The organism is Streptosporangium sp. G11, assembly GCF_051192615.1.
In the GTDB taxonomy this organism is placed as follows: Bacteria; Actinomycetota; Actinomycetes; order Streptosporangiales; family Streptosporangiaceae; genus Streptosporangium.
The window spans coordinates 55,831-81,531 of the sequence record NZ_JBPJUQ010000050.1; the positions used below are offsets into that span (position 1 = coordinate 55,831).

At 67.7% G+C, this 25,701-nt stretch carries 20 protein-coding genes and 1 pseudogene; 17 read left to right on the forward strand and 4 right to left on the reverse strand.

Going from position 1 to position 25,701, the window contains the following annotated elements:
• Positions 1–503: 503 nt before the first annotated feature.
• From ACSDR0_RS34335 to ACSDR0_RS34345, 3 genes are all read left to right on the forward strand, one after another.
• On the forward strand, positions 504–3,065 hold the full coding sequence (locus tag ACSDR0_RS34335; RefSeq protein WP_435293085.1) for a transglycosylase domain-containing protein: 2,562 nt from the start codon (positions 504–506) through the stop codon (positions 3,063–3,065).
• Positions 3,065–4,372: a glycosyltransferase family 87 protein gene (locus tag ACSDR0_RS34340; RefSeq protein ID WP_435293086.1), complete on the forward strand. Its 1,308-nt coding sequence runs from the start codon at positions 3,065–3,067 to the stop codon at positions 4,370–4,372. Before ACSDR0_RS34335 ends, ACSDR0_RS34340 begins: the two co-directional genes overlap by 1 nt.
• A gap of 137 nt (positions 4,373–4,509) precedes the next feature.
• Positions 4,510–5,631 carry a hypothetical protein gene (locus ACSDR0_RS34345; RefSeq protein ID WP_435293087.1) on the forward strand — a complete coding sequence of 374 codons (1,122 nt, stop codon included), beginning with the start codon at positions 4,510–4,512 and terminating at the stop codon, positions 5,629–5,631.
• Between the two features lie 207 nt (positions 5,632–5,838).
• Here ACSDR0_RS34345 and ACSDR0_RS34350 read toward each other — a convergent pair whose 3' ends face one another.
• Positions 5,839–6,597, reverse strand: a complete 759-nt coding sequence (locus ACSDR0_RS34350) for a deoxyribonuclease IV (RefSeq protein WP_435293088.1) — start codon at positions 6,595–6,597, stop codon at positions 5,839–5,841.
• A 95-nt stretch (positions 6,598–6,692) separates the two neighbouring features.
• Between ACSDR0_RS34350 and ACSDR0_RS34355 the strand changes: the two genes are divergently transcribed.
• Complete coding sequence (locus tag ACSDR0_RS34355) at positions 6,693–6,878, forward strand: hypothetical protein (protein ID WP_435293089.1); 186 nt, start codon at positions 6,693–6,695, stop codon at positions 6,876–6,878.
• 69 nt (positions 6,879–6,947) lie between these two features.
• Here ACSDR0_RS34355 and ACSDR0_RS34360 read toward each other — a convergent pair whose 3' ends face one another.
• The gene (locus tag ACSDR0_RS34360) at positions 6,948–7,259 is read right to left on the reverse strand and encodes a hypothetical protein (RefSeq protein ID WP_435293103.1); all 312 of its coding nucleotides are present in this window, start codon (positions 7,257–7,259) and stop codon (positions 6,948–6,950) included.
• Between the two features lie 258 nt (positions 7,260–7,517).
• Between ACSDR0_RS34360 and rpsF the strand changes: the two genes are divergently transcribed.
• The 7 genes from rpsF to ACSDR0_RS34395 all read left to right on the forward strand — a co-directional run bounded on the left by rpsF (position 7,518) and on the right by ACSDR0_RS34395 (position 12,164).
• Entirely contained in the window at positions 7,518–7,808 is a 291-nt protein-coding gene (rpsF, locus tag ACSDR0_RS34365; RefSeq protein WP_030919721.1) for a 30S ribosomal protein S6, read from the forward strand.
• A gap of 77 nt (positions 7,809–7,885) precedes the next feature.
• Positions 7,886–8,452 (forward strand): single-stranded DNA-binding protein, encoded by a 567-nt coding sequence (locus ACSDR0_RS34370; RefSeq protein ID WP_435293090.1) that lies wholly within the window; start codon positions 7,886–7,888, stop codon positions 8,450–8,452.
• A 101-nt stretch (positions 8,453–8,553) separates the two neighbouring features.
• Entirely contained in the window at positions 8,554–8,790 is a 237-nt protein-coding gene (gene rpsR, locus ACSDR0_RS34375) for a 30S ribosomal protein S18 (RefSeq protein WP_012895699.1), read from the forward strand.
• A 14-nt stretch (positions 8,791–8,804) separates the two neighbouring features.
• On the forward strand, positions 8,805–9,251 hold the full coding sequence (gene rplI, locus ACSDR0_RS34380; RefSeq protein WP_344744211.1) for a 50S ribosomal protein L9: 447 nt from the start codon (positions 8,805–8,807) through the stop codon (positions 9,249–9,251).
• Positions 9,252–9,480: 229 nt separating this feature from the next.
• Positions 9,481–10,371 carry an ABC transporter substrate-binding protein gene (locus ACSDR0_RS34385; RefSeq protein ID WP_435293091.1) on the forward strand — a complete coding sequence of 297 codons (891 nt, stop codon included), beginning with the start codon at positions 9,481–9,483 and terminating at the stop codon, positions 10,369–10,371.
• Positions 10,372–10,480: 109 nt separating this feature from the next.
• Positions 10,481–11,347, forward strand: coding sequence for an amino acid ABC transporter permease (locus tag ACSDR0_RS34390; protein ID WP_435293092.1), 867 nt, complete (start codon positions 10,481–10,483; stop codon positions 11,345–11,347).
• A 73-nt stretch (positions 11,348–11,420) separates the two neighbouring features.
• The gene (locus ACSDR0_RS34395; protein ID WP_435293093.1) at positions 11,421–12,164 is read left to right on the forward strand and encodes an amino acid ABC transporter ATP-binding protein; all 744 of its coding nucleotides are present in this window, start codon (positions 11,421–11,423) and stop codon (positions 12,162–12,164) included.
• A gap of 61 nt (positions 12,165–12,225) precedes the next feature.
• On the opposite strand, the gene ACSDR0_RS34400 is transcribed toward ACSDR0_RS34395, so the two are convergent.
• Both ACSDR0_RS34400 and ACSDR0_RS34405 read right to left on the reverse strand, forming a co-directional pair.
• On the reverse strand, positions 12,226–13,800 hold the full coding sequence (locus tag ACSDR0_RS34400; protein WP_435293094.1) for an APC family permease: 1,575 nt from the start codon (positions 13,798–13,800) through the stop codon (positions 12,226–12,228).
• A 229-nt stretch (positions 13,801–14,029) separates the two neighbouring features.
• Positions 14,030–15,298, reverse strand: a complete 1,269-nt coding sequence (locus ACSDR0_RS34405) for an MATE family efflux transporter (RefSeq protein WP_435293104.1) — start codon at positions 15,296–15,298, stop codon at positions 14,030–14,032.
• Positions 15,299–15,785: 487 nt separating this feature from the next.
• Here ACSDR0_RS34405 and dnaB point away from each other — a divergent pair, with 487 nt between their 5' ends.
• The 6 genes and pseudogenes from dnaB (at position 15,786) to ACSDR0_RS34435 (ending at position 25,233) form a co-directional block, all read left to right on the forward strand.
• Positions 15,786–18,644 (forward strand): replicative DNA helicase, encoded by a 2,859-nt coding sequence (gene dnaB, locus ACSDR0_RS34410; protein WP_435293095.1) that lies wholly within the window; start codon positions 15,786–15,788, stop codon positions 18,642–18,644.
• 58 nt (positions 18,645–18,702) lie between these two features.
• Positions 18,703–18,999 (forward strand): hypothetical protein, encoded by a 297-nt coding sequence (locus ACSDR0_RS34415; protein ID WP_435293096.1) that lies wholly within the window; start codon positions 18,703–18,705, stop codon positions 18,997–18,999.
• 12 nt (positions 19,000–19,011) lie between these two features.
• Positions 19,012–19,581 (forward strand): annotated as a pseudogene (locus ACSDR0_RS34420) (TnsA-like heteromeric transposase endonuclease subunit); the annotation flags it as partial.
• Complete coding sequence (locus tag ACSDR0_RS34425) at positions 19,578–21,674, forward strand: helix-turn-helix domain-containing protein (protein ID WP_435293097.1); 2,097 nt, start codon at positions 19,578–19,580, stop codon at positions 21,672–21,674. The pseudogene ACSDR0_RS34420 and the gene ACSDR0_RS34425, both read left to right, overlap by 4 nt.
• A complete protein-coding gene (locus ACSDR0_RS34430; RefSeq protein WP_435293098.1) occupies positions 21,671–22,801 on the forward strand; it encodes a TniB family NTP-binding protein in 1,131 nt (376 codons plus the stop codon). Before ACSDR0_RS34425 ends, ACSDR0_RS34430 begins: the two co-directional genes overlap by 4 nt.
• Positions 22,798–25,233: a TniQ family protein gene (locus ACSDR0_RS34435; protein WP_435293099.1), complete on the forward strand. Its 2,436-nt coding sequence runs from the start codon at positions 22,798–22,800 to the stop codon at positions 25,231–25,233. Before ACSDR0_RS34430 ends, ACSDR0_RS34435 begins: the two co-directional genes overlap by 4 nt.
• Positions 25,234–25,701 lie beyond the last annotated feature (468 nt).

The window sequence follows — 25,701 nt, forward strand, 5'->3', positions numbered from 1 at the left end:
GTCCCCGGGAATGGAGATCCACCCGAATAGGCCGGCTACCAGCGAGCCAAGGCGGTGAGATCTCCGTTGATCAGGAGGTAGTCTCGCCCGCCTGCACGCCGTCGTAGACCCCGATGACCAAACGAGGACGCGTGAGTTACAGCCACAGCAATGACCCGGAGTCTGACGGGCGCCAGGACGGCGCCGATGGGTCGGCTCGCCAGGGGCGGCGCCGTCGCTCAGGTTCAGGAGCCGCTCCCCGTGCAGTTCCCTCCCCACAAAACTCCCAAACCGCCGCGAGTTGGGATTCTCCCCGTCAGGCACCGCAGGCCCGGCCCCCGCAGGCGGCGGGACCCGATCCCCGGACCGCGATGATGCCCCAGCACGGCGGGATGCCCTACCCCGGCGGCGCGTCCCAGCAGCCCGGCGGACCGCCCCGGCGCGACGCGGGCGCCCCCGGCGGCATGCCTCCACGCGGCCCCGGCGCTCCCGGTGCTCCTGCCGGCCCTGGCGCTCCCGGTGGGATGCCCCAGCGTGGTCCCGGCGCTCCCGGCGAGGCGCGCCGCCGCGACACCGACCCGGCCGGCCGCCGCGCCGAGGCCGCCTTCGAGGACACCCAGGCGATGCTCGCCGCCCAGGCGGGCGGCGGGCGTTCCACCGGCTCGAAGCCGGGCGAGGGCGGGCGCAGGCGCCGCGGGCGTGGCGCGAGCGGTCCCGCCGCGGGCGGACCCGGCGGCCCCGGAGGGCCCGAAGGCCCCGGGGGAGGCGGTCCCGAGGACGACGACGAGCCCCAGGCCAAGAGGTGGACGCGCTTCCTGCCCAACTGGAAGATCGTCATGGCCAGCTTCGTGGTCCTCAGCGCGGGTGTCTTCGGCATGATCGCGGTCGCCTACGCCAACACGCCCATTCCCTCGTCCACGCAGGCCAGCGCGGACGACCGGGGCAGCGTCATCTACTACCGCGACAAGAAGACCGCGATCGCGCGGCTCGGCGTCCAGCGCGTCCCGGTGAAGCTCGCGCAGATCCCCAAGCACGTCCAGGACGCGGTGATCGCCCTGGAGAACCAGACCTTCCGCACCGACAGCGGCATCGACCTCGCGGGCATGGCCCGCTCGCTCTGGAGCACCGTCAGCGGCACCCAGCTCCAGGGCGCCTCGACCATCACCCAGCAGATGGCGCGCGGCTACTACGAGGGCCTCAGCCAGGAAGTCTCGATCCAGCGCAAGATCAAGGAGATCTTCGTCTCGGTCAAGATGAGCAAGACGATGGAGAAGGACAAGATCCTCGAGGAGTACTTCAACCTCATCTACTTCGGCCGCGGCGCGCACGGCATCCAGGCGGCCGCGAAGACGTTCTTCAACAAGAACGTCGGCCAGCTGACCCCGCAGGAGGGCGCCTACCTGGCCGCCCGGGTCCAGAACCCGAGCGCCTTCGACGTCCAGGAGAAGGCCGGCGACTACTCCGCGATCAAGTGGCGGTTCAACGCCGCGATCAAGAACATGGGTGAGCTCGATCCCGCCGCGTACGGCAAGTACGCGGGAAGCTCCTTCGACGACCTGAAGTTCAAGAAGATCACGGTCGCGAACACCTTCAAGGGTCTCAAGGGCTACATGCTCAACATCGTCTTCCGGGAACTCAAGGCGCGGAACATCACGCAGGAGGACCTGGAGACCGAGGGCTACAAGGTCTACACCACCTTCGACGAGAACATGATGAAGGAGGCGCAGAAGGCGGTGAAGGCCCGCACCGCCGGCCTGGAGCGGACCATCCACGCCAGGGTGGCCTCGGTGGATCCGAAGAACGGCCGGGTGCTCGCCTTCTACAGCGGCGACGACTTCGTCAACGACTACAACAACCGCGCGTTCGACTCCACCAAGCAGGCGGCGTCGGCGTTCAAGCCCTACGTGCTCGCGGCCTGGCTGGAGAGCGGCAGGTCGCTCGACAGCATGGTCGACGGCATGCGGACGATCAAGATGCCGGGCACCACCCCGATCAGCAACTCGGGGAACGCGGCGTTCGGGCCGATCAACATGGTCAAGGCCATGGCCAACTCGGTCAACACCGTCTTCGTGCAGATGGGCAAGGAAGTCAACCTCGAAGAGGTGGCGAGGATCGCCAAGGAGGCGGGGGTCGGCGAGACGGCCAAGTACAACCCCGTCTACAAGGGCAAGAACGCGGTCGACTACGCGGTCGAGGAGCAGAAGTACCAGGTCACCATTGGAAGCGCCTCGGTCACCGCGGTCGAGCAGGCCGCCGGTTACGGGATCTTCGCCAACGAGGGCAAGCACTTCAACTGGCACACCGTCACCAAGGTGACGGAGGTCGACGGCACTCTCGTACTGGACGAGCAGATCCACGAGAACCAGGTCATCACCCCCGAGTCCGCCGCCGACGCGACCGTCGCGCTCCAGGCCGTCGTCAAGGGCGGCACCGGTGGCGCCGCCAACCTCGGCACCCGGCCGGTGGCCGGCAAGACCGGCACGAACAACGGCTACAAGGACGCCTGGTTCGTCGGCTTCACCCCGCAGATCGTCACCGCGGTCGGCATGTCCAAGGACGTGCCCTACAACAAGGCCGGGACGCGCAGACTCAAGATCGACAAGTACGGCCTGCCGAACCGGAAGCTCGACGACTCCAAGATCCTCTGGAAGGAGGAGCCCATGCCCTCCTTCATCGGAGGCGGCGGCACCCCGACCCAGATCTGGCACGACTACATGCAGGCCGTGACCGCCAAGGACGAGGTCCTGCAGTTCCCGCCGAGGGCCAACACCGGGACGCTGAGCAACCTGGCCACGCCCACCCCGACGCCCACCCCGACTCCGACGATGGAGGACACCAACCCCTTCCCCGACGAGAACGGCGACGACGGCGGCTGGCCGAACGAGGACGGCGGCGAGACGGACCGGCCCGAGGGCGAGGAGTGCCTGCCCTGGGACGGCTCGTGCGGCGTCGGCGACGACGACGGCTCGGGCGACGAGCCGCCCGGTGAGATCCAGCAGAACGGCGCCCCCGGCGCGGTCGGCGCGCCCGGCGCCCCGGCCGCGGCCCCCGTGCCGACACCCACGGCGAGCGGACGGCGTCCCTGATGAAGAACCTCCTGTCGCGGCGGGACGCGCTGCCCGAGTTCGGCGCCCGGGCCATCCCCTACGTTCCCCTGGCCCTGTTCGCGGGGCTGGGGGCGGTTCTGGCCTGGTTCTGGAAGTGGCCGTGCCGCGTCGACGGGGCGTGGAACCACGGGACCCTGCAGTTCACGAACTTCTGTTACACCGACATCTATCCCCTGTGGTGGAACGAGAAGCTCAACGAGGGCAAGATCCCCTATTTCGACTATCCGGTCGAGTACCCCGTCGGCATCGGCGGGATCATGGAGTTCTTCCGCCGGATCGTCACCCCCATGAGCGACCCGGGGACGGCGTTCTACGACCTCACCGTCATCCTCATGGCGCTCTGCCTGGTCGTCGGCGTGCTGCTGATGGCCACGCTGGCCGGTCCCGCCAGGCGCTGGGACGCGCTCTGGTACGCCCTGGCCCCCGCGCTGATCCTCACCGCGTACATCAACTGGGACCTGGCGGCCAACGCCCTCGCGCTGGGCGCGCTGCTGGCCTGGTCGAAGCGGAAGCAGTGGCTCGCGGGCATCCTGCTCGGCCTGGCGATCGCCACCAAGTTCTACCCGCTGATGTTCCTCGGCCCGCTGTTCCTGCTGACGCTGCGCACCGGCAGATGGGTGCCGTTCCTCAAGACGATCAGCGGTGTCGCGGGCGCCTGGCTCGTCGTCAACGTGCCGATCATGTACTTCGCCTTCGACGGCTGGAAGAGGTTCTACGTCTTCAGCCAGGAGCGGCCGGCCGACTGGGGCTCCATCTGGTACTTCTTCAACCAGAAGCAGTGGCCGATCCTGGGTGACTCCGAACTCCTCGACAAGCTGGGCGTCGTCTCGCTCGCCGCGTTCTGCCTGGCGATCGCCGTGATCACCCTGACGGCCAAGACCCGTCCCCGCCTGATGCAGCTGTGCTTCCTCACCCTGGCGGCGTTCATGCTGACCAACAAGGTGTGGTCTCCGCAGTACGTGCTCTGGTTGATCCCCTTCGCGGCGCTGGCCAGGCCCGGCTGGAAGCCGATCGCGCTCTGGCAGCTCGCCGAGTGCTGGTACTTCTTCGCGATCTGGCTCTATCTCGTCGGCATCCAGCCGGGCAACGAGGCCCTGGGCATCGCGGGCGACACCTACTTCACCGCCGTGTGGGGCCGCGTGATCACCATCCTGATCATGATGGCCTTCGTCGTACGGGACATCTTCGTCCCGGACAAGGACGTGATCCGCCAGGACGGGACCGACGACCAGGCGGGCGGCGTCTTCGACGGGGCGCCCGACCGCTTCCGGCTCGCCCTCTCCTAGCGCCGGGGCGGGGATGGGGTCGTGCGGCGAGGCTCGCGTCCTGCGGGGCCGCCGAGGTGACGGGGAGCAGGGTGGATGCGTCCAACGAGCGTCCGAGTCTGGCGGTCCGGCGCGGTGATCCGGGACAATCCGAACTTGTGATCACTCCTCCCGCTCCTCCGCGCGACACCGCGACGGAGGGGCTGCTGCTCTGGCTGGCCTCCCGGCTGGGGATCGTCGCCCTGGTCGTCGTCGGTGCCCAGGCGCTGATGGAGGGAGACGCCGTACCGAAGCCGTTCCTGGAACGCTGGCGTAACTGGGACGTGGGTCTCCTCATCACCATCGCCGAGCACGGCTACGACGGCGCCCCGGGCAGCGAGCCCGACAAGGGGTTGCCCGCCTTCTTCCCCGGAATGCCGCTGATGCTCCGCGCGGTGCACCTCCTGATCGACGACTGGACGCTCGCCGGGCTGCTGATCTCCCTGGTGGCCGGTGCCGTCGCGATGGCGGCGCTCGCCAGGCTGGCCGAGTTCGAGGGGCCGCCGGGGACCGGCCGGCGCGCGGTGCTGGCGCTGCTGCTCTGGCCGATGGCGGTTTTCCTGTTCGCGGGCTACAGCGAGTCGCTCTTCTTGGCCTTCGCCGTCCCCGCCTGGCTGGCGGCGCGCCAGGCCCGCTGGCCGCTGGCCGCGGCCCTGGCGGCGGGCGCCTCCTGCGTGCGCATCACCGGCCTGTTCCTGGCCCTCGCGCTGATCGTGGAGTTCTTCGCCCGCAGGCAGCCCGTACGGCGGGCGGGATGGCTTCTGCTCCCCTTCGTGCCGCTGGCGCTCTACTCCGCCTACCAGTACTCCCGTACCGGCGACTGGATGGCCTGGAAGACCGCGCAGGAGGCCGGCTGGGGGCGTCACATGGTGTGGCCCTGGGAGTCGCTGATCACGACCTGGAGCGCGGCCCTGGGCGAGGGGCGGTCCGCCTGGGCGTTCCGGCTGGAGATCGCGGGGGCGATCGTCGGGGTGGTGCTCGTGCTGGTCCTGCTCTACCTGCGGAGGTGGAGCGAGTTCGTCTACGTGGGGCTCCAGGTGGGCGCGCTGCTGTGCTCCGCCTACTATCTGTCGGTCCCGCGCTCGGCACTGCTGTGGTGGCCGCTCTTCATCCTGATCGCCAGGGCGAGCAGCGGGCCCGCGCCGTGGCAACGATGGATCATCATCGTGTACGCGCTGGTGGTGGGCCCGTTGATGGCACTCAACACATTGATCTTCACCGACGGCGCCTGGGTGGGCTGAGCCGCGGGAGATCTCGCCTTACCCACTCTTCGGAAAAAGTAATCCCATGAAGTTATCCACAGGCTGTGGACCAATTCCCGCCGGGCGGAGGGCACGTCCGACCCCGGAGCCCTGACCTTGGGCTTCGTCCCAGGGCCTTGGTCTGGAGCCTCGTCGTGGCGCTTCGCCCCAAAGCTTCCTTCCAGCGTTTCCTTCCAGCGCTTCGTTCTAGAGTTTCGTCCTGAGGAAGGCGATGTCCTCGGCCTGGCCGTCGAAGGGCGTCTCCACCACGATCGGCGCGTTCGCGCTCCGGCACACGCCCAGGATGAGCTCGGGGTCGATCTGGCCCGCGCCGAGGCTCGCGTGCCGGTCGGCGCCGGAGTCGAAGGCGTCGCGCGAGTCGTTGCAGTGGATCAGGTCGATCCTGCCGGTGATCGCCATGACCCGCTCGACCACGTCCACCAGGTCCTCACCGCCCGCGTGGGCGTGGCAGGTGTCGAGGCAGAAGCCCACGTCGAAGCCGTCGAGCGCCTCCCACAACCGGGCGATGCGCTCAAGCTTGCGCGCCATCGCGTTGCCGCCGCCCGCGGTGTTCTCGATGAGGACGGGGACCTCGTGCTCCTCCAGGCGCTCGAACACCTTGCGCCAGTTGTCGAAGCCCTTCTGCGGGTCGTCTCCGGCGCCGACGTGCCCGCCGTGGACGATCAGCCCCCGGGCGCCCAGCTCGGCCGCGGCCGCGAGGTGCGCGCTCAGCAGCTTGCGGCTGGGGATGCGCACCCGGTTGTTGGCGGTCGCCACGTTGATCACGTAGGGGGCGTGGACGTAGACCTCCACGTCCGAGTCCTTGATCTCCCGGGTCTTCTCGCCGATGACCGGGGCCTTCCACCCCTTCGGGTCACCGAGGAAGAACTGCACGACCTGGGCGTCGCGTGCCCTGGCATGCGCCAGCGGGTCGTCCTGGTCGACATGAGCTCCGATAAGCGGCATGTATCCGAGAGTAGCCGTTTCAACGCCGAGGGCCGGGGCAGTCGCAGGTCGCGCCCCACCGCCCGCCCCCACGGGCCAACCCCAAGGAGTTCCAAGTGGCTGCTCGCTATCGCAGAGGGATCAGTCTCATCGGCCTCATCTACATCCTGATCGGCATCTACGTCGCCTGGGTGTACGACTACATCACCCCCGCGCTCCTGAAGGACATCGCCGAGGCCCTGCTCGCGATCTTCCTGTGGTTCCTCATCCTGCTGGGTGTGGACCTGCGCCTGGCCGGCTAGTCGTTCCCCGGCCCGCCCGGCCTTCACGGCCCGGCCCTCGCCGGTGTGGCCCTCGTCAGGTTCGGGACCCTACGGGAGGAAACCCCCGTTGCGGATGCCGAAGGCCACACCGACGAACGAGGCCACGATGCCCACGATGTTCAGCGCGCGCTCCGGCGTCGTCGCGGAGACGTACTGGGAGTAGAGGCCCCCGCAGAACCCCAGCACCCCGAGCCACGACGCGACGGGGTGCGCCGAGGGGACGAGCCCGGCCACGAAGGCGATCAGCCCGCAGAGGATCGTGCAGACGCTCAGCACGTTCTCCAGGGGATGGCGCCGCCCGTCGCTGTTCAGCCTGAACCGGAAACGCCTGCTCTGGCTGTGTTCGGGCACATGAGGCATCTTCACCGCCCCCTTCCCCCGTGAGGACGTGTCCTCGTGAGGACGCACCCGTCTCTCCTGTGGGGGAACGTGCCCGACGAGGTGACGGCCCAACCCTTGACGGGCTGGTAGGCTGGCACGGCTACGTCGAATGGGTGTGTCATGGCCCACCCTCCACCCCGGGCGCCGAAATGGGAGCCCGAGGTGCAGCACGTCAGCGTCCTCCTGTCACGGCACGGTGTCGTGACCGCAAGAGTCCAGAGGAGGTTGGAAGTCAGCATGCGCCGTTACGAAGTGATGGTCATTCTTGACCCCTCGCTCGATGAGCGTACGGTCGCCCCTTCCCTCGACCAGTTCCTCACGGTCGTCCGCAATGACGGCGGCACCGTGGAGAAGGTCGACGTGTGGGGTCGCCGCAGGCTGTCCTACGACATCGCGAAGAAGCCCGAAGGCATCTACGCCGTCATCGACCTGAGCGCCGAGCCGGCCACGGTCAAGGAGCTCGACCGGCAGATGAACCTCAACGAGGGAATCCTGCGCACCAAGGTCCTGCGCCCGGACGTGCACTAATCTCCGGCATTTTGTCGGACGGCAGCCGTACTCTGAGCCGATAACCAGCGAAGGCCGCAGGAAGGGCAGCGCTAGCCATGGCAGCAGGCGACACCACGATCACCATCGTCGGCAACCTCGTCGACGATCCGGAGCTGCGCTTCACCCCCACGGGGCAAGCGGTGGCCCGGTTTCGCATCGCGTCCACTCCGAGGTTCCTCGACAAGACGACCAACGAGTGGAAAGACGGCGAAGGCCTGTTCCTGACCTGCAACGTATGGCGGCAGGCGGCGGAGAACGCCGCCGAGAGCCTCCAGCGCGGCATGCGGGTCATCGTTCAGGGACGGCTCCGCCAGAGGTCTTACGAGACCAAGGAAGGCGAGAAGCGCACCGTCTACGAGGTTGAGGTCGACGAGGTCGGCCCCTCCCTGAGAAACGCGACCGCCAAGGTCAACAAGACCGCCCGTCAGGGTGGTGGCGGCGGTGGTGGCGGCTTCGGCGGCGGCCCCGCCAACGACCCGTGGGCCTCCGCGGCGCCGGCCGCACCGCAAGGTGGCGGCTTTTCCGGCGGCGGCGGTGGCAACAACTACGGCGGCGGCGGTCAGCAGCAGCAGGGTGGCGGCGGCTTCGGCGGCGGCGACTTCAGCGACGAACCGCCTTTCTAGGGAAGCTCCTCCGGGACGGCCGCGATCGCGTCCCGACATCCCAGTCCATATCCGCAGCGACCATTCCCGCCTGACGGCGGGGCTCTGAAAGGAGCACCACGATGGCCAAGCCGGCACTGCGCAAGCCTAAGAAGAAGGTTTGCCTGTTCTGCCACGACAAGATCTCCTACGTCGACTACAAGGACACGGCGCTGCTTCGGAAGTTCATCTCCGACCGCGGCAAGATCCGTGCCCGCCGGGTGACGGGTAACTGCACCCAGCACCAGCGTGACGTGGCGACCGCTATCAAGAACGCTCGTGAGATGGCGCTCCTGCCGTACATGAGCACCGCGCGCTAAGGAGGTCCGGACAGATGAAGCTCATTCTCACCAGTGAGGTCACCGGCCTCGGCGCCCCCGGCGACATCGTCGAGGTCAAGAGTGGCTACGGCCGCAACTACCTGCTTCCCCGTGGTTTCGCGATCCTCTGGACGCGCGGCGGCGAGAAGCAGATTTCTTCGATCAAGAAGGCCCGCGACGCTCGCGAGATTCGCGACCTTGGCACCGCCAAGGAAGTCGCCGGCCAGCTGCAGGCCCTGAAGGTGGTCCTGAAGACGAAGGCCGGCGAGTCCGGCCGCCTCTTCGGCTCCATCACCACGGGTGACGTCGCCGAGGCCGTCAAGGCCGCCGGTGGCCCCCTGCTCGACCGCCGTCGCATCGAGATCGCCTCCGCGATCAAGAGCCTCGGCTCCCACCGGGTCAGCGTCAAGCTGCACCCGGAGGTCTCCGCGTCCCTCGATGTCGAGGTCGTCGCGGCCTGACAGGCCCCGTGAGACAAGGGCCCCTTCCCGTTCGCGGGGAGGGGCCCTTGTCCTTTTCCCGGGATCTTTCGAGTGCCCTCCCAGGACCTGAGCCGCCTTCCGGCGGGTCGAGAGGCTCGTTAACCCCCCTTTCCCGCCGGGGAAAGTTCATATTTTGATACTCCGTTACCCCAGGTCACTGCTAGTACATACAATTCGGAAATCGTTGCTTCGCCCTGGAGGTCTTGTGATGGCCCGTCCCTTGACGCTGTTCGCGCTCGGCACCCTCGCGGCGGCCGCGGTGGCCTGTGCGCCGGCCTCGGAAACGACGACCCAGGCGGGCCCCGCGTCCTCAGGCGCCTCCGGCGGCGCCTCCACGGCTCCCAACGCCTGCGCCAAGGACAGCACCGCGCTGAAGACCCCGGGCAAGCTGACCATCGGCACCGACAAGCCCGCCTACGAGCCGTGGTTCGGTGACGACGACCCGGCCAGCGGCAAGGGCTTCGAGAGCGCGGTCGCCTACGCGATCGCGGGCCAGCTGGGCTTCACCAGGGATGACGTCACCTGGGCCACGGTGAAGTTCGACTCCGCGTTCGCGCCGGGCGCCAAGCAGTTCGACTTCGACGTCAACCAGGTCTCGGTGACGCCCGACCGGGCCAAGGTCGTCGACTTCAGCAAGGGCTACTACACGGTCAAGCAGGCCGTGGTCGCGCTGGACGGTTCCAAGGTCGCCTCCGCCACGGACCTGGCGGGCCTGAAGGACGCCAAGATCGGTGTGCAGGTCGGCACCACCTCGCTGCAGGCGGTCAAGGACGTCATCAAGCCCTCGTCCGAGATCAACGTCTACAACGAGCAGATCGACGCCGTCAACGCGCTGAAGAACAAGCAGGTCGACGCCGTGGTGGTGGACCTGCCCACCGCCTTCTACGTGACCGCCGCGCAGGTCGAGAACTCCAAGATCGTCGGTCAGTTCGGCACGGCCTCCGGAGAGCCCGAGGTTTTCGGCGCGGTCTTCGAGAAGGGAAGCCCGCTGGTGAGCTGCGTCAACGAGGCCATCGACAAGCTGACCGCCTCCGGTGAGCTGGCGAAGATCGAGACCGAGTGGCTGGGTTCCGCCGCGGGCGCACCGGAGCTGAAGTGACCCTGGAGTTCCCTCCGACGTCACCCACGCCCACGCCCATGCCCGGAGCCACAGCCGAGGTCGGGGCCGGAGGCGGGGTTCCGTACGGTCCGCGCCACGGCGGCGTTCGATGAAGAACGACGATCGCCTGCGGGTTCCGGACGGCTGGGCGAAGAGCGAGCGGCAGCTTGAGCGGGAGCGGCTCCGCAGGAGGTCGTCGGTCCGTTCTGGCTCCGTCGCGACGGTCTCGACGATCATCGTGATCGTCCTGCTGCTCTGGCTCTTCACCACCTCTCCCGGCTGGCCTCGGGTGCGGGAGACGTTCTTCGATTCCGGGGAGTTCACCAAGGCGCTGCCGGACGTGCTGAGCGGGTTCCTGCTCAACATCAAGATCTTTCTGATCGCCGAGCCGCTGATCCTCGTCGTGGGAATGCTCGTCGCGCTGGTCCGCAACCTCACGGCGCCGGTGTTCTTCCCGCTGCGCGCCCTCGCGGTGATCTACACCGACGTCTTCCGCGGCGTGCCCACGATCCTTGTCATCTATCTCGTCGGCTTCGGCCTGCCCGCGCTCGGCCTGCAGGGTACGCCGACGGACCTCGCCACGCTGGGCATCATCGCGCTCACCCTCTCGTACGGCGCGTACGTGGCGGAGGTCTTCCGGGCGGGCATCGAGTCGGTGCACCCCAGCCAGCGGGCCGCCGCCCGGTCCCTCGGGCTGAGCCACGGCCAGACCATGCGCTACGTGGTCGTGCCCCAGGCCGTGCGCAGGGTGGTGCCGCCGCTGCTCAACGACTTCGTCTCGCTGCAGAAGGACACCGCGCTCGTCGCCACGATCGGTCCCCTGGAGGCGCTGAGGCAGGCGCAGATCCACGTCGCCAGCACCTTCAACTACACCCCCTACCTGGCGGCGGCGCTGCTGTTCATCCTGCTCACCATCCCCATGGCCCGCTTCACCGACTACCTGGCGGCCCGCTCGCAGAGGCGGCGGGGCCAGTGAGCGGGCGGACTCGGGCGTACGGCGGCGGCGTCCCACCGCGCGGCGAGACGGCGGCGGCACGAAAGGAGAGGGCATGAGCCTGCTGGCCGTCGAGGGCCTGTGGAAGAACTACCGCGGCCACAGCGTGCTGCGCGGGATCGACCTGGAGGTCGAGCCGCACGAGGTGGTCTGCCTGATCGGCGCCTCCGGCTCAGGCAAGTCCACCCTGTTGCGCTGCCTCAACCTGCTGGAGACCGCCGACGACGGCACGATCACCCTGGACGGTGAGGAGATCACCGACGCCAGGGTCGATCCCGACGACGTGCGCAAGCGCATGGGCATCGTGTTCCAGGCGTTCAACCTGTTCCCGCACATGAGCGTGCTGGACAACATCACGCTGGCCCCGCGCAAGGTGCACGGGGTGGGCGGGAAACAGGCCGAGTCGCAGGCCCGCGACCTGCTGGCCAGGTTCGGCCTGGCGGACAAGGCGGACGCCTACCCCGACCAGCTCTCCGGCGGCCAGCAGCAGCGTGCCGCCATCATCAGGGCCCTGGCGACCAAGCCCCGCCTGATGCTGCTGGACGAGGTCACCTCGGCCCTGGACCCGGCGCTGGTCAAGGAGGTGCTCGGGATCATCCGGGAGCTCAAGGAGGGGGGCATGACCATGATCCTGACCACCCACGAGATGGGTTTCTGCCGAGAGATCGCCGACACCGTCTGCTTCCTCGACGGCGGCGTGCTCCTGGAACGCGGCACCCCCGAGCAGATCTTCACCGATCCTCGCGAGCCCCGCACCAGGGAGTTCGTGCAGAGCGTGATCGACGCCCGGCGCCTCTGACACCCTCACACTTCCGGGCGTCCGCGGCTCACCGGACGGCCGCGGGGGCCTCAGCGGGAACTCAGCGCCGGTGCCTGCCGCGGGGCCCGCCTCCGGGACCGCCGGGAGGGCCAGGCGGGTGGGGCGGGTCCGGCGGAGGGCCGTAGTACTGCCCCGGGGCGGGGCGGGCGGGCTCCTTGGGGACAGGCCGTGCCACCGTGGCGAGCACGCTGTTGCGCCTCCCGTACATCAGGTAGACCAGCACGCCGAAGGCCATCCAGATGATGAAGTACAGCCAGGTGATGAGCTGGAGGTTCACCATGAGCCACAGGCAGGCGAGGACCGAGGCGATCGGCACGCCGGGAGACAGCGGGGTGCGGAAGCCTCGCGGCAGGTCCGGCATCGTCTGCCGCATCCTGACCACCCCGCCGGCCACGGCGATGAACACGAACAGGGCACCGATCACGACCAGCGGTTCGAGCGTCAGCACGTCCACGAACTCGGCCAGCAGGATCGCGAGGAAGCCGATGATCAGCGTGACCCTCGTCGGGCTGTGGTAGCTGCGGTTGATCTTGGAGAGTGAGCGGGGGATCAGCCCGTCGCGCGCCATGGAGAACAGCACGCGGGTCAGGCCGACGAGCAGCACCAGAACGACGGTGGTGAGACCGAGCACCGCCCCGATGTTGATGACGTGCACCATGAAGCCCTCGCCCGCGTCGCGGAAGGCGCTGGCGAGTGGCGCACTCGCGTCCATCTTGTCGTACGGGATCATCCCGACCATGACCACCGCGACCGCGATGTAGATGACCGTGGTGAGCACCAGGCCGCGGATGATGCCCTTCGGGATCGTGCGCGGGGCGTCCTCGGCCTCCTCCGCGGCGGTGGCCACGACGTCGAAGCCGATGTACGCGAAGGTGATGGCCGCCGAGGCGGCGAAGATGCCGAACCAGCCGAACGCGCCCGTCTGGCCGAAGAGGATGCCGAGCAACGGGGAGTGCAGGGTGTCCTCGGCCTGCCCGGCGGGCGTCGCCGGCGCGGGGATGGCCGCGAGGTTGCGCTGGTCGAAGTGGAGGGCGCCGACCACGATGACCGCGCCGATGGCCAGCAGCTTGGCGACCACGATGACCCACAGGGTACGCAGTCCGACGCGGGCGCCCAGGGCCACCACGGCGGTGAGGGCCGCGAGGATGAACAGCGTGAACAGGTCGAAGCCGGTGCTCTGGCCGACCATGCCCGCGACCGCCTGGGGAAGGTTCACGCCGAGGTCGGTGAGCATCTGGGCGGCGTAGTGCGACCAGGCGCGGGCCACCACCGCCGCGGCCAGGAGGAGTTCCATGACCAGCGCCCAGCCCACGACCCAGGCCCAGACCTCGCCGAAAATGACGTAGGTGAAGGTGTAGGCGCTTCCCGAGGTCGGCATGGCGGAGGACAGCTCCGCGAAGCAGAACGCCACGAGCAGGCTGGTGATGCCCGCGATCATGAAGGAGAGGATCACGCCCGGTCCGGCCATGCTCGCCGCCTGGCGGCCGGCGAGACTGAAGATGCCCGCGCCGATCATGACGCCGACGCCGAGGACGATGAGGTCCGCCCCTCGATAGGCCGTGGGGAGGCCGTGGCGCGCACCGGTCCACCGGTCGGTGGCATGGCTGGGTGGCATGCGGCGAACGATCGAGGAGGAGCGACCTTCGGGCACGATGTGACCAATCGTGGTGGGCTGATAACCCTATATTGTGGGACTCGTTTCACAGTGCCGCAGGGGAGTTCCGCTGGACAAGGGCTATCCGATCACGTGGTGGACACCACAGTGTCACGCCCGGATCACCTGCCCGATGGATACCGCCCGTCACATGTGAAACGCCCGCCGTGCCGGCGGACGCCCGGCCGGGTCAGCCGCCGACCACCAGCCACGCCCTGCCGTACGCCCGCGTTGTCAGGGTGATCAGCCGGGCCGCCATCCACAATCCGAGCGCCAGCCAGAGTGCCACCAGGCCGCCGTCCCGGAGGTCCACCAGGAACGCGGCGGGTAGGTAGGCGAGCGTCGTCCACACCCCCGCCCAGGCGAGGTAGCGCCGGTCTCCGGCGCCGATCAGCACGCCGTCCAGCACGAACACCACCCCGGCGACGGGCTGCAGGACGGCCACCACCCAGAGCAGGTCGAGCAACTCGGCGGAGACGACAGGGCCGGCGTCGAACAGCGCGGGCACGAACGGCCTGGCCACCACCACGAGGAGGCCGAGCAGCACGCCCGAGCCGACTCCCCAGACCACCATCCTCCCGGTCGCGCCGCGGGCCCCCGCCACGTCGCCGGCGCCCAGCGCGCGGCCGGTGATCGCCTGCCCGGCGATGGCGATCGCGTCCAGGGCGAACGCCAGCAGGGTCCAGATCCTGATGGCGATGGTGTGCGCCTCGATCTGCTGCTCGCCCATGCGGGTGGCCGCGGCGGTCGCGACGGCCAGCACCACCTGAAGGCACGCCGTACGGATGATCAGGGCGATCCCGGCCGAGCCCGCCGCCCGTACGCCCGCTAGGTCGGGGCGGAACGGCGCGCGGTGGCGGACGAGGATCAGGAGGAGATAGACGGCGGCGGCGAGAGACTGGGCCAGCACCGTGCCCCAGGCCGAGCCCGCGATCCCCCAGCCGAGTCCCAGGACGAACACGACGTTGAGCACCGCGTTCAGCGCGAAGGCCCCCACCGACACCAGCAGCGGGGTCGCGGTGTCCTGCATGCCGCGCAGCACGCCCGTGCCCGCGAGCACCAGCAGCATGGCGGGGACGCCCAGCAGGCTGATCCGCAGGTAGGTCACCGCCTGCCGGGCGAGCTCGCCCTCGGCGCCGAGCAGGTGAACCAGCGAGGGCGCCAGGGGCCAGACGACCACGATGATCGCCACTCCCACCCCGGCGGCCAGCCAGAGGCCGTCCACCCCCTGCCGCAGAGCCCGCCCGGTCTCGCCCGCCCCGATCTGCCGGGCCACCGCCGCGGTCGTGCCGTACGCCAGGAACACGCACAATCCCACCAGGAAGCTCAGCACCGTGCTCGCCACCCCCAGGGCGCCGAGCGCGGGGGCGGGCAGGCGGCCGACGACGACGGTGTCGGTCAGCAGGAACAGCGGTTCGGCCACCAGGGCGCCGAACGCGGGCAGCGCCAGCCGCAGGATCTGCCTGTCGTGGTCGCGACCGGATCCACCGGGCCGCCCGGGTCCGCCGGACGAGCCGGACGGGCCGGATGAGCCGGGCGGGGCGGACCGGTCCGGCCGAACCGGCCGATCGGATCGGCCGGACCGAGCGGATCGAGGGGTAAGAGGCACTCATCCATTGTGCCTCTTACCTCAAAGTGGATCTTCGGCGGGATGAACCCGTCAGGGCATACGATCTGGGGCGACTTTCGGCGTGTCGTCCCAACTTTCTTTTCTCCACAGGCAGTGGATTACGTTTTCCCTGGTCAGAGAGGTATCCACAGCTGTGGACAAGAGTTATCCACAAGACTGTCCCCAGGGTGCCCACACCTCTGGGGAAGAAGTGCACAGCTTATCCACACCTCTGTCGACAGGCCGCGTTGCCAGCTGGGCCTGGAGCCGCGAAACTGTCACACCGGTCGGCTACAAATAGAGATAACGTAACTGTGTTCGAAAGAGGGGGTGTGTGGTGAGCATCGCGGAGCCGCCGGTCTTCGAGCCGAGATTCGAGCGCACCCCACCGAACAACATCGAGGCCGAGCAGTCGGTCCTGGGCGGCATGCTGCTGTCCAAGGACGCCATCGCCGACGTGGTCGAGATCCTGCGGTCCGACGACTTCTACCGTCCGGCCCACCAGATCATCTACGACATCATCACCGACCTCTACGGCCGCGGCGACCCCGCCGACGCCGTCACCATCCTCGACGAGCTGCAAAAACGCGGCGAGGTCGCCAGGATCGGCGGCGGCGCCTACCTCCACACGCTGACCGCCGTCGTCCCGACCGCGGCCAACGCCGGTTACTACGCGAGGATCGTCCGGGAGCAGGCCATCCTCCGCCGCCTGATCGAGGCCGGCACCCGCATCGTCTCCTACGGCTACGGCGGCCAGGACGAGGAGGTCGACGATCTCGTCGACCGCGCCCAGGCGGAGATCTACAAGGTCACCGAGCGCCGCACCTCCGAGGACTACATCCCCCTGGCCGACATCATGCCGGGTGCCCTCGACGAGCTGGAGGCCATCGGCGGCCGGAGCGGCCAGATGGTCGGGGTCCCCACCGGCTTCCAGGACCTCGACTCCCTCACCAACGGCCTGCACCCCGGCCAGATGATCGTGGTGGCGGCCCGTCCCGCCATCGGCAAGGCACTCGCGCTCGACACGCCGCTGCCCACTCCTGGCGGCTGGACGACCATGGGTGAGGTCGAGCCGGGTGACCATCTGATCGGTGCGGACGGCAAGCCGACACGGGTGGTCGCGGCGACCGAGGTGATGCGCGGACGGCCTTGTTACGAGGTGGAGTTCAGCGACGGCACCGTGATCGTCGCGGATGCTCAGCACCAATGGCGGACGACCACGCGTGCGCGTCGTCGCCAAGACGCCGAGAACAGGCGGACCCTTTACTGGCCCCTTGAGTCCATCGAGCACGTCAGGAGCGCGTACGAGACGTCGATGGCGGAGCCGGACCGGCTCATCACGCATCGGGAGGCCCTGTCGGTTCTGGGTGACGAGTTCCGCAACGTTCTCCACACCGTGCAGAAAGAGATCGGCGTGTCGGGCAAGGTGCCCACGCTCGTCGCGGGCCCGGTTCGCCGTTACACGTGGAACGCCCCGGCATACTCGCGCAAGGAGCTCCTGGGAGCGTTGTACGCGCGGGTGTCCCAGCCGATGAACGCCTCCACGACCGCTGTCCACAGGGACGTCGTGACGACCGAGGAGATCGCCCGCACATTGCGCTGCACCTCGGCGGACAGGCGGCCGAACCACGCGGTGGCCGTCGCCGCGGCGTTCGACCTGCCCGAGCGAGATCTACCGTTGCCCGCCTACGCGCTCGGAGTATGGCTTGGTGACGGCCACACCGACGGTGCCCGGTTCACCACCATCGACTCAGAGATCGTTCTCAACTTGGAAACCGAAGGGCTGCGGGTCACCCGTACGAGCTCCGATCTGCTCTACTCGCTCGGTCTGCCACATCCGCCACCCGTGGCGGAGAGGCCCTGCGCTGTCTGCGGTGCTCTGTTCGTGCCCCAGACATCCCAGGTACGCACGTGTGGCCGCTCCTGCGGAGGAAGGGCTCGCCTGGTGTCGAGCCCGGTTCCTGCACCCGCGTGCCCCGACTGCGGTGGTCCGTCCAGCGGTCTGAGGCAGTGCCAGACATGCCGAAACCGTCATGGCACGGTGCAGGCCATCCTGCGCACCCTCGGTGTCCTCGGCGACAAGCACATTCCCCAGATCTACCTGCGAGCCTCCGAGAAGCAGCGGCGTGCCCTGCTCGCCGGTCTCCTCGACACCGATGGATACGTCAGCCGCAACGGCCAGATCCAGCTGGGGGTCACCAACAGGAGACTTGCCGAAGACGCCTACGAACTGGTCCTGAGTCTCGGTTACCGGGCGACGATGAAGACGCGGGCGGTCAAAGGCAGAAGCGTCGACTCCTCCACCTGCTACATGATCAACTTTACGGCGGCGGACAAGGTGTTCCGTCTGTCCCGCAAGGCTGTCCGGCAGGTGACCGTGGCCCATCCGTCGACGCTTGTCCGCTACATCGTCGATGTGCGGCCGGTCCCCTCGACGCCGGTGAGATGCGTGGAAGTCGACAGTGCCGACCATATGTACCTTGCTGGAAGAACCGGTATTCCAACGCATAACAGCACACTTGGCCTGGATTTCGCGAGATCTGCCGCTATCAAGCACGGCATGACGACTGTGGTGTTCTCGCTGGAAATGTCCCGCAACGAGATCACGATGCGCCTGCTGTCCGCCGAGGCGCGGGTGGCGCTGCACGCCATGCGATCGGGCACGATGACCGACGACGACTGGGCCAAGTTGGCCCGGCGGATGGGCGAGGTGGCCGAGGCCCCGCTGTTCATCGACGACTCGCCCAACATGTCGATGATGGAGATCAGGGCCAAGTGCCGCCGCCTCAAGCAGCGCAACGACCTGCGCTTCGTCATCATCGACTACCTGCAGCTGATGTCCTCGCCCAAGAAGACCGAGAGCCGCCAGAACGAGGTCTCCGAGATCTCTCGGGCCATCAAGCTCCTCGCCAAGGAGCTGGAGGTTCCGGTGATCGCGATTTCCCAGCTCAACCGTGGCCCCGAGCAGCGGACGGACAAGAGGCCCATGGTCAGCGACCTTCGCGAGTCCGGAAGCATCGAGCAGGACGCCGACATGGTCATCCTTCTCCACCGCGAAGACGCCTACGAGCGTGAGTCGCCCAGGGCGGGCGAGGCCGACCTGATCGTGGCCAAGCACCGTAACGGCCCCACCGCCACGGTCACCGTGGCCTTCCAGGGCCACTACAGCCGTTTCGTCGACATGGCTCCTCACTAGGCCTCGCGGTGTAGGGTCCGCGTTTCTACGTCCCTTTCCGCGTCTCGGTGTCCCATGGGTGGCCCTTGGGACACAGTTCGCGGACTCGCACGTCTACATGGTCGCGCTATCGGGTGATGTTCTTGGCGTTGTTGTGACGGTGGGGTCGTTGGAGCGTCATGGTGAGGGCATCTACCAGGGTCTCTGTGAGGGAGTCGAGGTGCCCATGTCGGACGCCGATGTCGTAGCTTCGGCCGAGGTTCGCGCGAAGTCGTCGAGCGGGACCGTGGCGGTGGCGTGCCGGTTTGGCGATGCGCCCGTGGAGGAGGTGCTCGCGGCCAAGCCCTGGCGCACGTTCCGATGGCACCACGGCTAGAAGCACTATTCGGGTGCGTTCTGGTCTGCTACCGAGGGCTCACATGTGATCTACGAGTCTCGGCTTGAGCTGGCGCGGCTTCTGCTGGCCGACTTCGACCGGTCGGCCTCTCGGATCGTGGCGCAGCCGTTTTTGATGACGGCCCAGGTAGAGGGTACTGAGCGTCGGCACATCCCCGACTTCCTGCTGATGACCGAGTCTGGTCCGTTGGTGGTGGATGTGAAGCCAGCGCGGCGGCTGGCGCGTCCAGAGGTCGCGTTCACCTTCGCCTGGAGCAGGCGGGTGATTGAGTCGCGCGGCTGGAGATTTGAAGTGTGGAGCGAGCCGGCTCCAGTCGAGGTCGACAACGTCCGGCTTCTCGCCGGGTATCGCAGGCACTGGCTGTTCTCCCCCGATCTGTTGGCCGCGTTGGAGGCGAGCGTGGCAGACGGGGCAACGCTGCGGGAGGCCTTCGCCGCGGTGCCCGGCTTCGATCGGAGGCTGGTGCGGGCGGCCGTCCTACACCTGCTTTGGACGGGGCGGTTCAAGGTTGACCTGAGCGCCAGGCTGTGGGCCGGCAGCGTTTTAAGGCGGGCGGCGTGAGCCCCGGCCGGGTTCGCCTTGGCGTTGGGTCTCGGTTCGTCTACGACGGGGAGGCCGTCGAGGTCGTCGAGTTCGCGGCGACCGGCGTTGGCAACGAGGCGGTGCTCAAAGACAGCAAAGGCCGGATGCTGCGGGTCGCGGTCAGGGAGCTGTTGTTCTTCGACCGGGCAGCGATCATTCCCGAGGAGCCTGGAGCCTGTTCGGGGGATCTCGATGATGTCGCCTCGGTGGTGCTCTCACGGCTCGACCGTGCTGGGCAGGAGCGTGTCGCGGACCTTGCAGGGCATGTTCGGGAGGTCCGGTTCGGCTACCAGTCGGGAAGCGCTGAACTGGCAGCGCCCGGTGAGCCGAGGCCTGAATACGATCCCGGCTTGCCGAAGATGGCCAGATACGAGGCCAAGGCGCTGGAGCTGGGCGTTTCAGTGCGCACCGTCAAGCGGTGGGTGGCCGCAGTCGAGGAACACGGAGCGGCCGGGCTTGCACCCAAGGCCCGCGGAACGACGATCCTGGACCGGTGTGACCCGCGTTGGGTCGAGATGGCGCTGGAGGTGATGGTCGAGTACACCGACCAGTCCAGGCCGCAGCGCAACGAGGTGATCGAACGGACTCGGGCACGCTTGGTGGCCCGCTTCGGCGACGGTGCGGTGGACCTCCCCGGCAAATCCAAGGCATACAAGGCCTTGGAAGAGCTTGAGCGCAAGCATCCGACGTTCCGGTTGAGCACCAAACGGAACCGGGATATCGCTGGGCGGCCCCGTGAGGTGTTCGGGCGTCTGCGGCCGACCCGGCCGGGTGAGTACCTGCTGATGGACACTACTCGTCTGGACGTGTTCGGCCTCGATCCGGTGACTCTACGGTGGATCAGCTGCGAGCTGAGTGTGTCGATGGACTGGTACACCCGCTGCGTCGTGGGGATCCGGCTGACGCCGGTTTCCACGAAGGCGGTGGACGCGGCTTCGGTGCTTTTCCAGTCCTACCGGCCGCTGCCGGTCGCGGAGCACTGGCCGCGCGAGGCGGTCTGGCCGGAGCACGGCGTCCCCCGCTCGGTGTTGATCGACCCGTCCGCGATCGATGGGCCGATGGCGAGGGCGGCAGGGCCGGCTCTGGTGCCCGAGGCCGTGGTGATCGACCACGGGAAGATCTACGTCTCGGAACATCTGCGCAGCGTCTGCGCCCGGATGGGCGTCTCGATCCAGCCGGTCCGGCTCCGGACGGGCCGGGACAAGGGACCCGTCGAGCGATTCTTCAGGACGCTGAGGGAAGGGCTGCTGCACGCCCTTCCCGGCTACAAGGGCCCGGATCTGTTCTCTCGGGGCGAGGCGCCTGAACGGGAAGCGTTCTACTACATCGACGAGTTGCTGGACCGGATCCGGCAGTGGATCGCGGCGACCTATCACCTCACTCCCCACTCGAGTCTGGTTGATCCAGCGGTGCCGGGACTGCGCATGTCACCAGCGCAGATGTTCGAGCACGGGGTGGCCAGGGCCGGATACATCGAGGCGCCCCGGGACAGATTCCTGGCGCTGGAGTTCCTGAAGACCAAGTGGCGCACCATCCAGCCCTACGGGGTGGAGATCGACGGCCGCCGCTACAACGGGCCGGGCCTCTACCGCGACGGTCGGCCGAGCCCGTATCTGGGCGGCAAGTGGCCGATCCAGATCAACCCGGACGACATCGACCACACCTACTTCCGTGACCTGGATCGGATCTGGCACCAGCTGGATTGGGAGCACGCGGCCAGCCGCGGCTTCCCGTTGAGCGAGGACGCTCTGGAGTACGGCCGCAGGCTCGCCGCTGCGAAGTACCCGTACTCCAGCGACCGCCTGGCCGTGGCCGAGCTACTCGAACGCTGGCAACTGGGCCTGGGCACAACGCTGGCCGAGCGGCGCATCGCGCTGCGGGCGGCCAGGGATCAGATGGCGTTCGCCATCGACCTGGACAAACAGGCCCCGCGCAAGCTTGTGCGAGGGCCCGCCGACATCGGCGGGGACGACGACGTCGCGGACGCCGAAGACTTCGAGGACGGCGTGCTTGGCGAAGATGCCGAACTCGACGAGAAGTCCTTTTACGCCGATGCCCTGGAGGACCTGTGATCCTGTCTGAGGTCCAGGTGCCGCGGGAGGATGATCCCGCGTGGAGAACCCTGGCACTCGACGACCTGACCCTGACCAGGAAGGAAGGCTTCGCGGCGTTCGCCGAGGCGCCGGATTTCCCCCCACCTCCAGACATGACCAGGTCCGACCTTAAGGCTTTGGGGCCGGAGGCAAAAGCCGAGCACGATTTGTGGCGCCGCAGGTTTCTCGCCAACCTGCGTCCGATCAAGACCACACAGGCAAGCCAGCTCGTCGAGGATCTGACCGACATCCTCCAAGCCGGTCTGGACCAGCCGAACTGGGAGGCCAAGGGGATGGCCGCCGTCGACGCGTTCCCCGGCCTGGGCAAGACCACGGTCGGACTGTCGTTCGCCAAGCGCGTCCACAACGACCTGATCCGCCAGCACGGCCGTTTCACCGCAGCCGGGCACGAGCGATGGCCGGTGATCCGGGTCGGGATGATGGGCGACACCACGATCAAGGACTTCAACTGGGCGATGCTGGAGTTCTTCGCCCACGCCGGACGCAACAGCGGGACCGCGAACTCGTTCCTATCTCGCGCCCTGGATTGCGCCCTGTCCTGCGAGTCACGGCTCTTGCTGGTCGATGACCTTCAGTTCCTCCGATTCCGGTCGATCCGCGGGACCGAGCTGGCCAACCAGTTCAAGACGATCGCCAATGAGTTCCCGCTGATGATCCTTTTCATCGGGCACGGCCTGAAGGACAAGGGCCTTTACGACGATCCGCAGCTCGAACGCCGCATCACCCCGCTCGCTCTGGATCCATTCACGATCGACGACGAAGCCGGACGCACACAATGGCGCAACTTCCTGCTCTCCCTGGAACAGCGTCTGGTACTGGCCGAAAAGCATCCCGGCATGCTCGCCGACGACCTGTCCGACCACCTCTACGCCCGCTGCAGCGGGCACATCGGCTCCCTGATGACGCTCATCAAACGAGCGTGCCTGAGGGCGATCCGAGCCGGGGAAGAGCGCTTGACCCTTGAGCTGATGACCACGGTCAAACTCGACCGGGCCGCGCAAGGACAGCAGTCGCAGTGGGAAGCTCTGCTGGCTGCTGGTAAGAACACCAGCAGGCCGAAGCGGTCTGCGAGGCGGCGAGGGTGACCACGGTGCGGACGCTGCCGATCCGGATGGCGCCGCTTCCCGGAGAATCCCTGAACTCCTGGTTGGAGGCACTCGCGCACCGGACGCAAACCAGCTACGGCGATGTGCTCTCCAGCCTCGGCCTCTTGACGAAGGCCAGGGGCGGGGACCACGACCGTCACAGGCCCACCGACTGGACCATCGCCCTGAGCGAGCGCGAAGCCGCCAGCATCGCCTTCGCCACCGGCCTGGACAGACAGCGTGTTCATGCCATGACGCTGGCGCACTTCGACGGGCGAGCGCTGTCGATCGATCATGAGAAGCGGCAGGTCAACCGGCATCGGCTCTGGGGGCGGGGTGCCGGGTCGCGATACTGCCCCGGCTGCCTCGCAGACAACGCCGGACGATGGAAATTGGAGTGGCGCCTGGGCTGGTCGTTCGCATGCACCCGCCACTCCCTCCTACTCGTGGACACCTGCCTAGGATGCCGGCGCCTCACACGAGCACGCCCCTTCTCACGCCACAGCCTGCCGATCCCGGGACGCTGCGGCGCGCGCCCGCCACGGGGCACTGACCTCACCGCTCCTCGCGGATGTGACCAGGACCTCACCCAGGCTGAGGTTCTCCGTCTGCCCACCGGCCATCCTGTGATTGAGGCCCAGCATCTGATCATGAAAATGATCGAGACCGGCCGCGCGGAATTCGGCCAGTATTCTCGACATCCCCAGCCTTCCGCCGTGGCGCTCTCCGAACTACGCGCAGTCGCCAGCCGGATGCTGACCCACCTGGGCGCTGACGACTTGGCGGCAAGGGTTCCTGCCGACACCCTCGGCATCTACCTCACCCCCCAGCCAAGCAACGAACTGGAGCGACGAGCGGCTGCAAAGGGCCGTCCAGGGGCTATGGCGCCGCCGACCGCGGTGATGACCGCAGTCGCGGTCATCACCGCGATGCAGGTGCTCGGCGAGGAACATTTGGACTCAGCCGCCCACGCGCTGCGCACGGTGATCGGCAAGACTCGCGACGGATCCGAGAAGACCACGACCACCACCATCCGGAGCTGGGGTCGCGGCACCGGCACCGTCCTACAGACCGTGCAACTGGCCGCACTCGGACCGCTTCTTCGCCCGAGCGATCAACTGCGATTCCAAACCGTCGCGCTTCCCTCCTCGCCGTCCGCCACCGCCCGGCAGATCCGCCGGCGCTCACACAAACTCCCTGCCACGCTGTGGCCGTCGTGGGCCGTGCGGCTGAGCCCCTCCAGCGGCGCCTACCAGCGAATCCTGGCACCCGTGCTGGCCGCAGCGGCGCTTTTGGTCGGGACCAAACTTGAACTCGACGAGGCCGCATCGATGCTCGGGTCGATCAGCGACGGCAACTCGCTATCGCGCGTCCTGCAGATGCTGTACGACCGGCAGTGCTGGGAACCCGTTGCCGCGGCTTTGGTTCACCTCGTGCACTACCTGGACGAGAACGACATCCCCATCGACTACCAGCGACGCCGCACCCTGGACTACTCGAACCTGCTACCCGCCAAACAGTGGGTGGAGATCTGCCGCCAAAGCGGCCAATCTCCAGAAATCGGGCGACGTGCTCGCATCGCGCGATGCGTCCTGTTCAACCAGATCAGCGGCATGCCCCTTGACCTCGCGCCTGACTTCCCCACCACTGACGTGAACTGCTTCCGCGCGGAAGCCGAGCGCTTCACAGAGGTGTGGTCTCCGCAACTCGCGAACGCACTCAGGCAAGTCGCGCGCGACTTCGTCAGCGGATGCGGACTACAGAGCGAACCGGTGGCCTGGTGCCCGCCACTCGGAATACTCGACGGTCTCGACCTGCCCGGCACTGACCCGTCGACCATCAACATCGATCGCCTGCACGAGCTGACTCGCGGACGCCGTTACCCAGCCGGATCAGCCGCCCAGACGCTCGGCGTCAGTATCGAGGCCGTGCGTCTCCTCCTTGAGGAACACCCGATCCCGGCCCCACCGCTCAGCACCGCCCAAGCCCGCGCCCTCGGCCAGGTGAGCCACGCCGCCCGCCAAGTGCTCACCGAAGAGGAACTTCGCCGCCGCTACCTCGACGAGCATCAGTCTGCGCGCACCATCGCGATCGACGTCGGAGTATCGAAATCCACCGTGACCAGGCTCGCAGCGGAGTACGGCATCGAACTGCGGAAGGTCGGGCGCTACTTCAAACAGCACAACATCATCGACCGGGCCTGGCTCTACGAGCAGTACGTCACACGCCGCAGGACCCTGGCAGACATCGCACGCGAGAAGGGCACCAGCACCACCTACATCATCAACCGAGCCCAGGACCTGGGCGTCCCGCTCCGCCCAAGCGGTGGCGCCAGCACCCGCAAAGCAATGGACTCCAAGGCCGCTTTCACAGGTGCTGTCTTTCCGCCGGACGCCGAGGAAATGACACCAAGCGCGGAACGATCAAGATGACACGGAACGCGGAACCGCCAAAACGCCCAGCTCACAGGAGCAGCATGTGACACCGAAGCGTGGAACCTACACCTGTGGGATTTGCGATTCCGTGGGCAAGTGCGGCTGATCATGAGCATTGTCCGAGCAGATCCGCGTGATCATGAGCTTTGATAACGCTCCGTGATGTCGGGCTTACGGGACTTTTGTGATCCGTGGAGTGGGACGTGTCGTAGATCCGTACGCTCCGTATATGTTGTTCGGCGGTCATCCGCGGGGCCGGGCTCGTGGGGCGCAGCAGCGGCATGAAGCAGTCCAACCGCCGAAACGGCTTCTGGATTCTCTGAATTCGCTGCCATCAAGCCGCCTCGTCTGTGGAATCGGGAGTGGGAGCCAGCCGCACGCTGCCGGACTGGGCCTTCTCGTCGGGGAAGACCCACTTCCGGAGCGCCCAGAAGCGGAAGACCATGGCGATCAGCGTGCCGATGA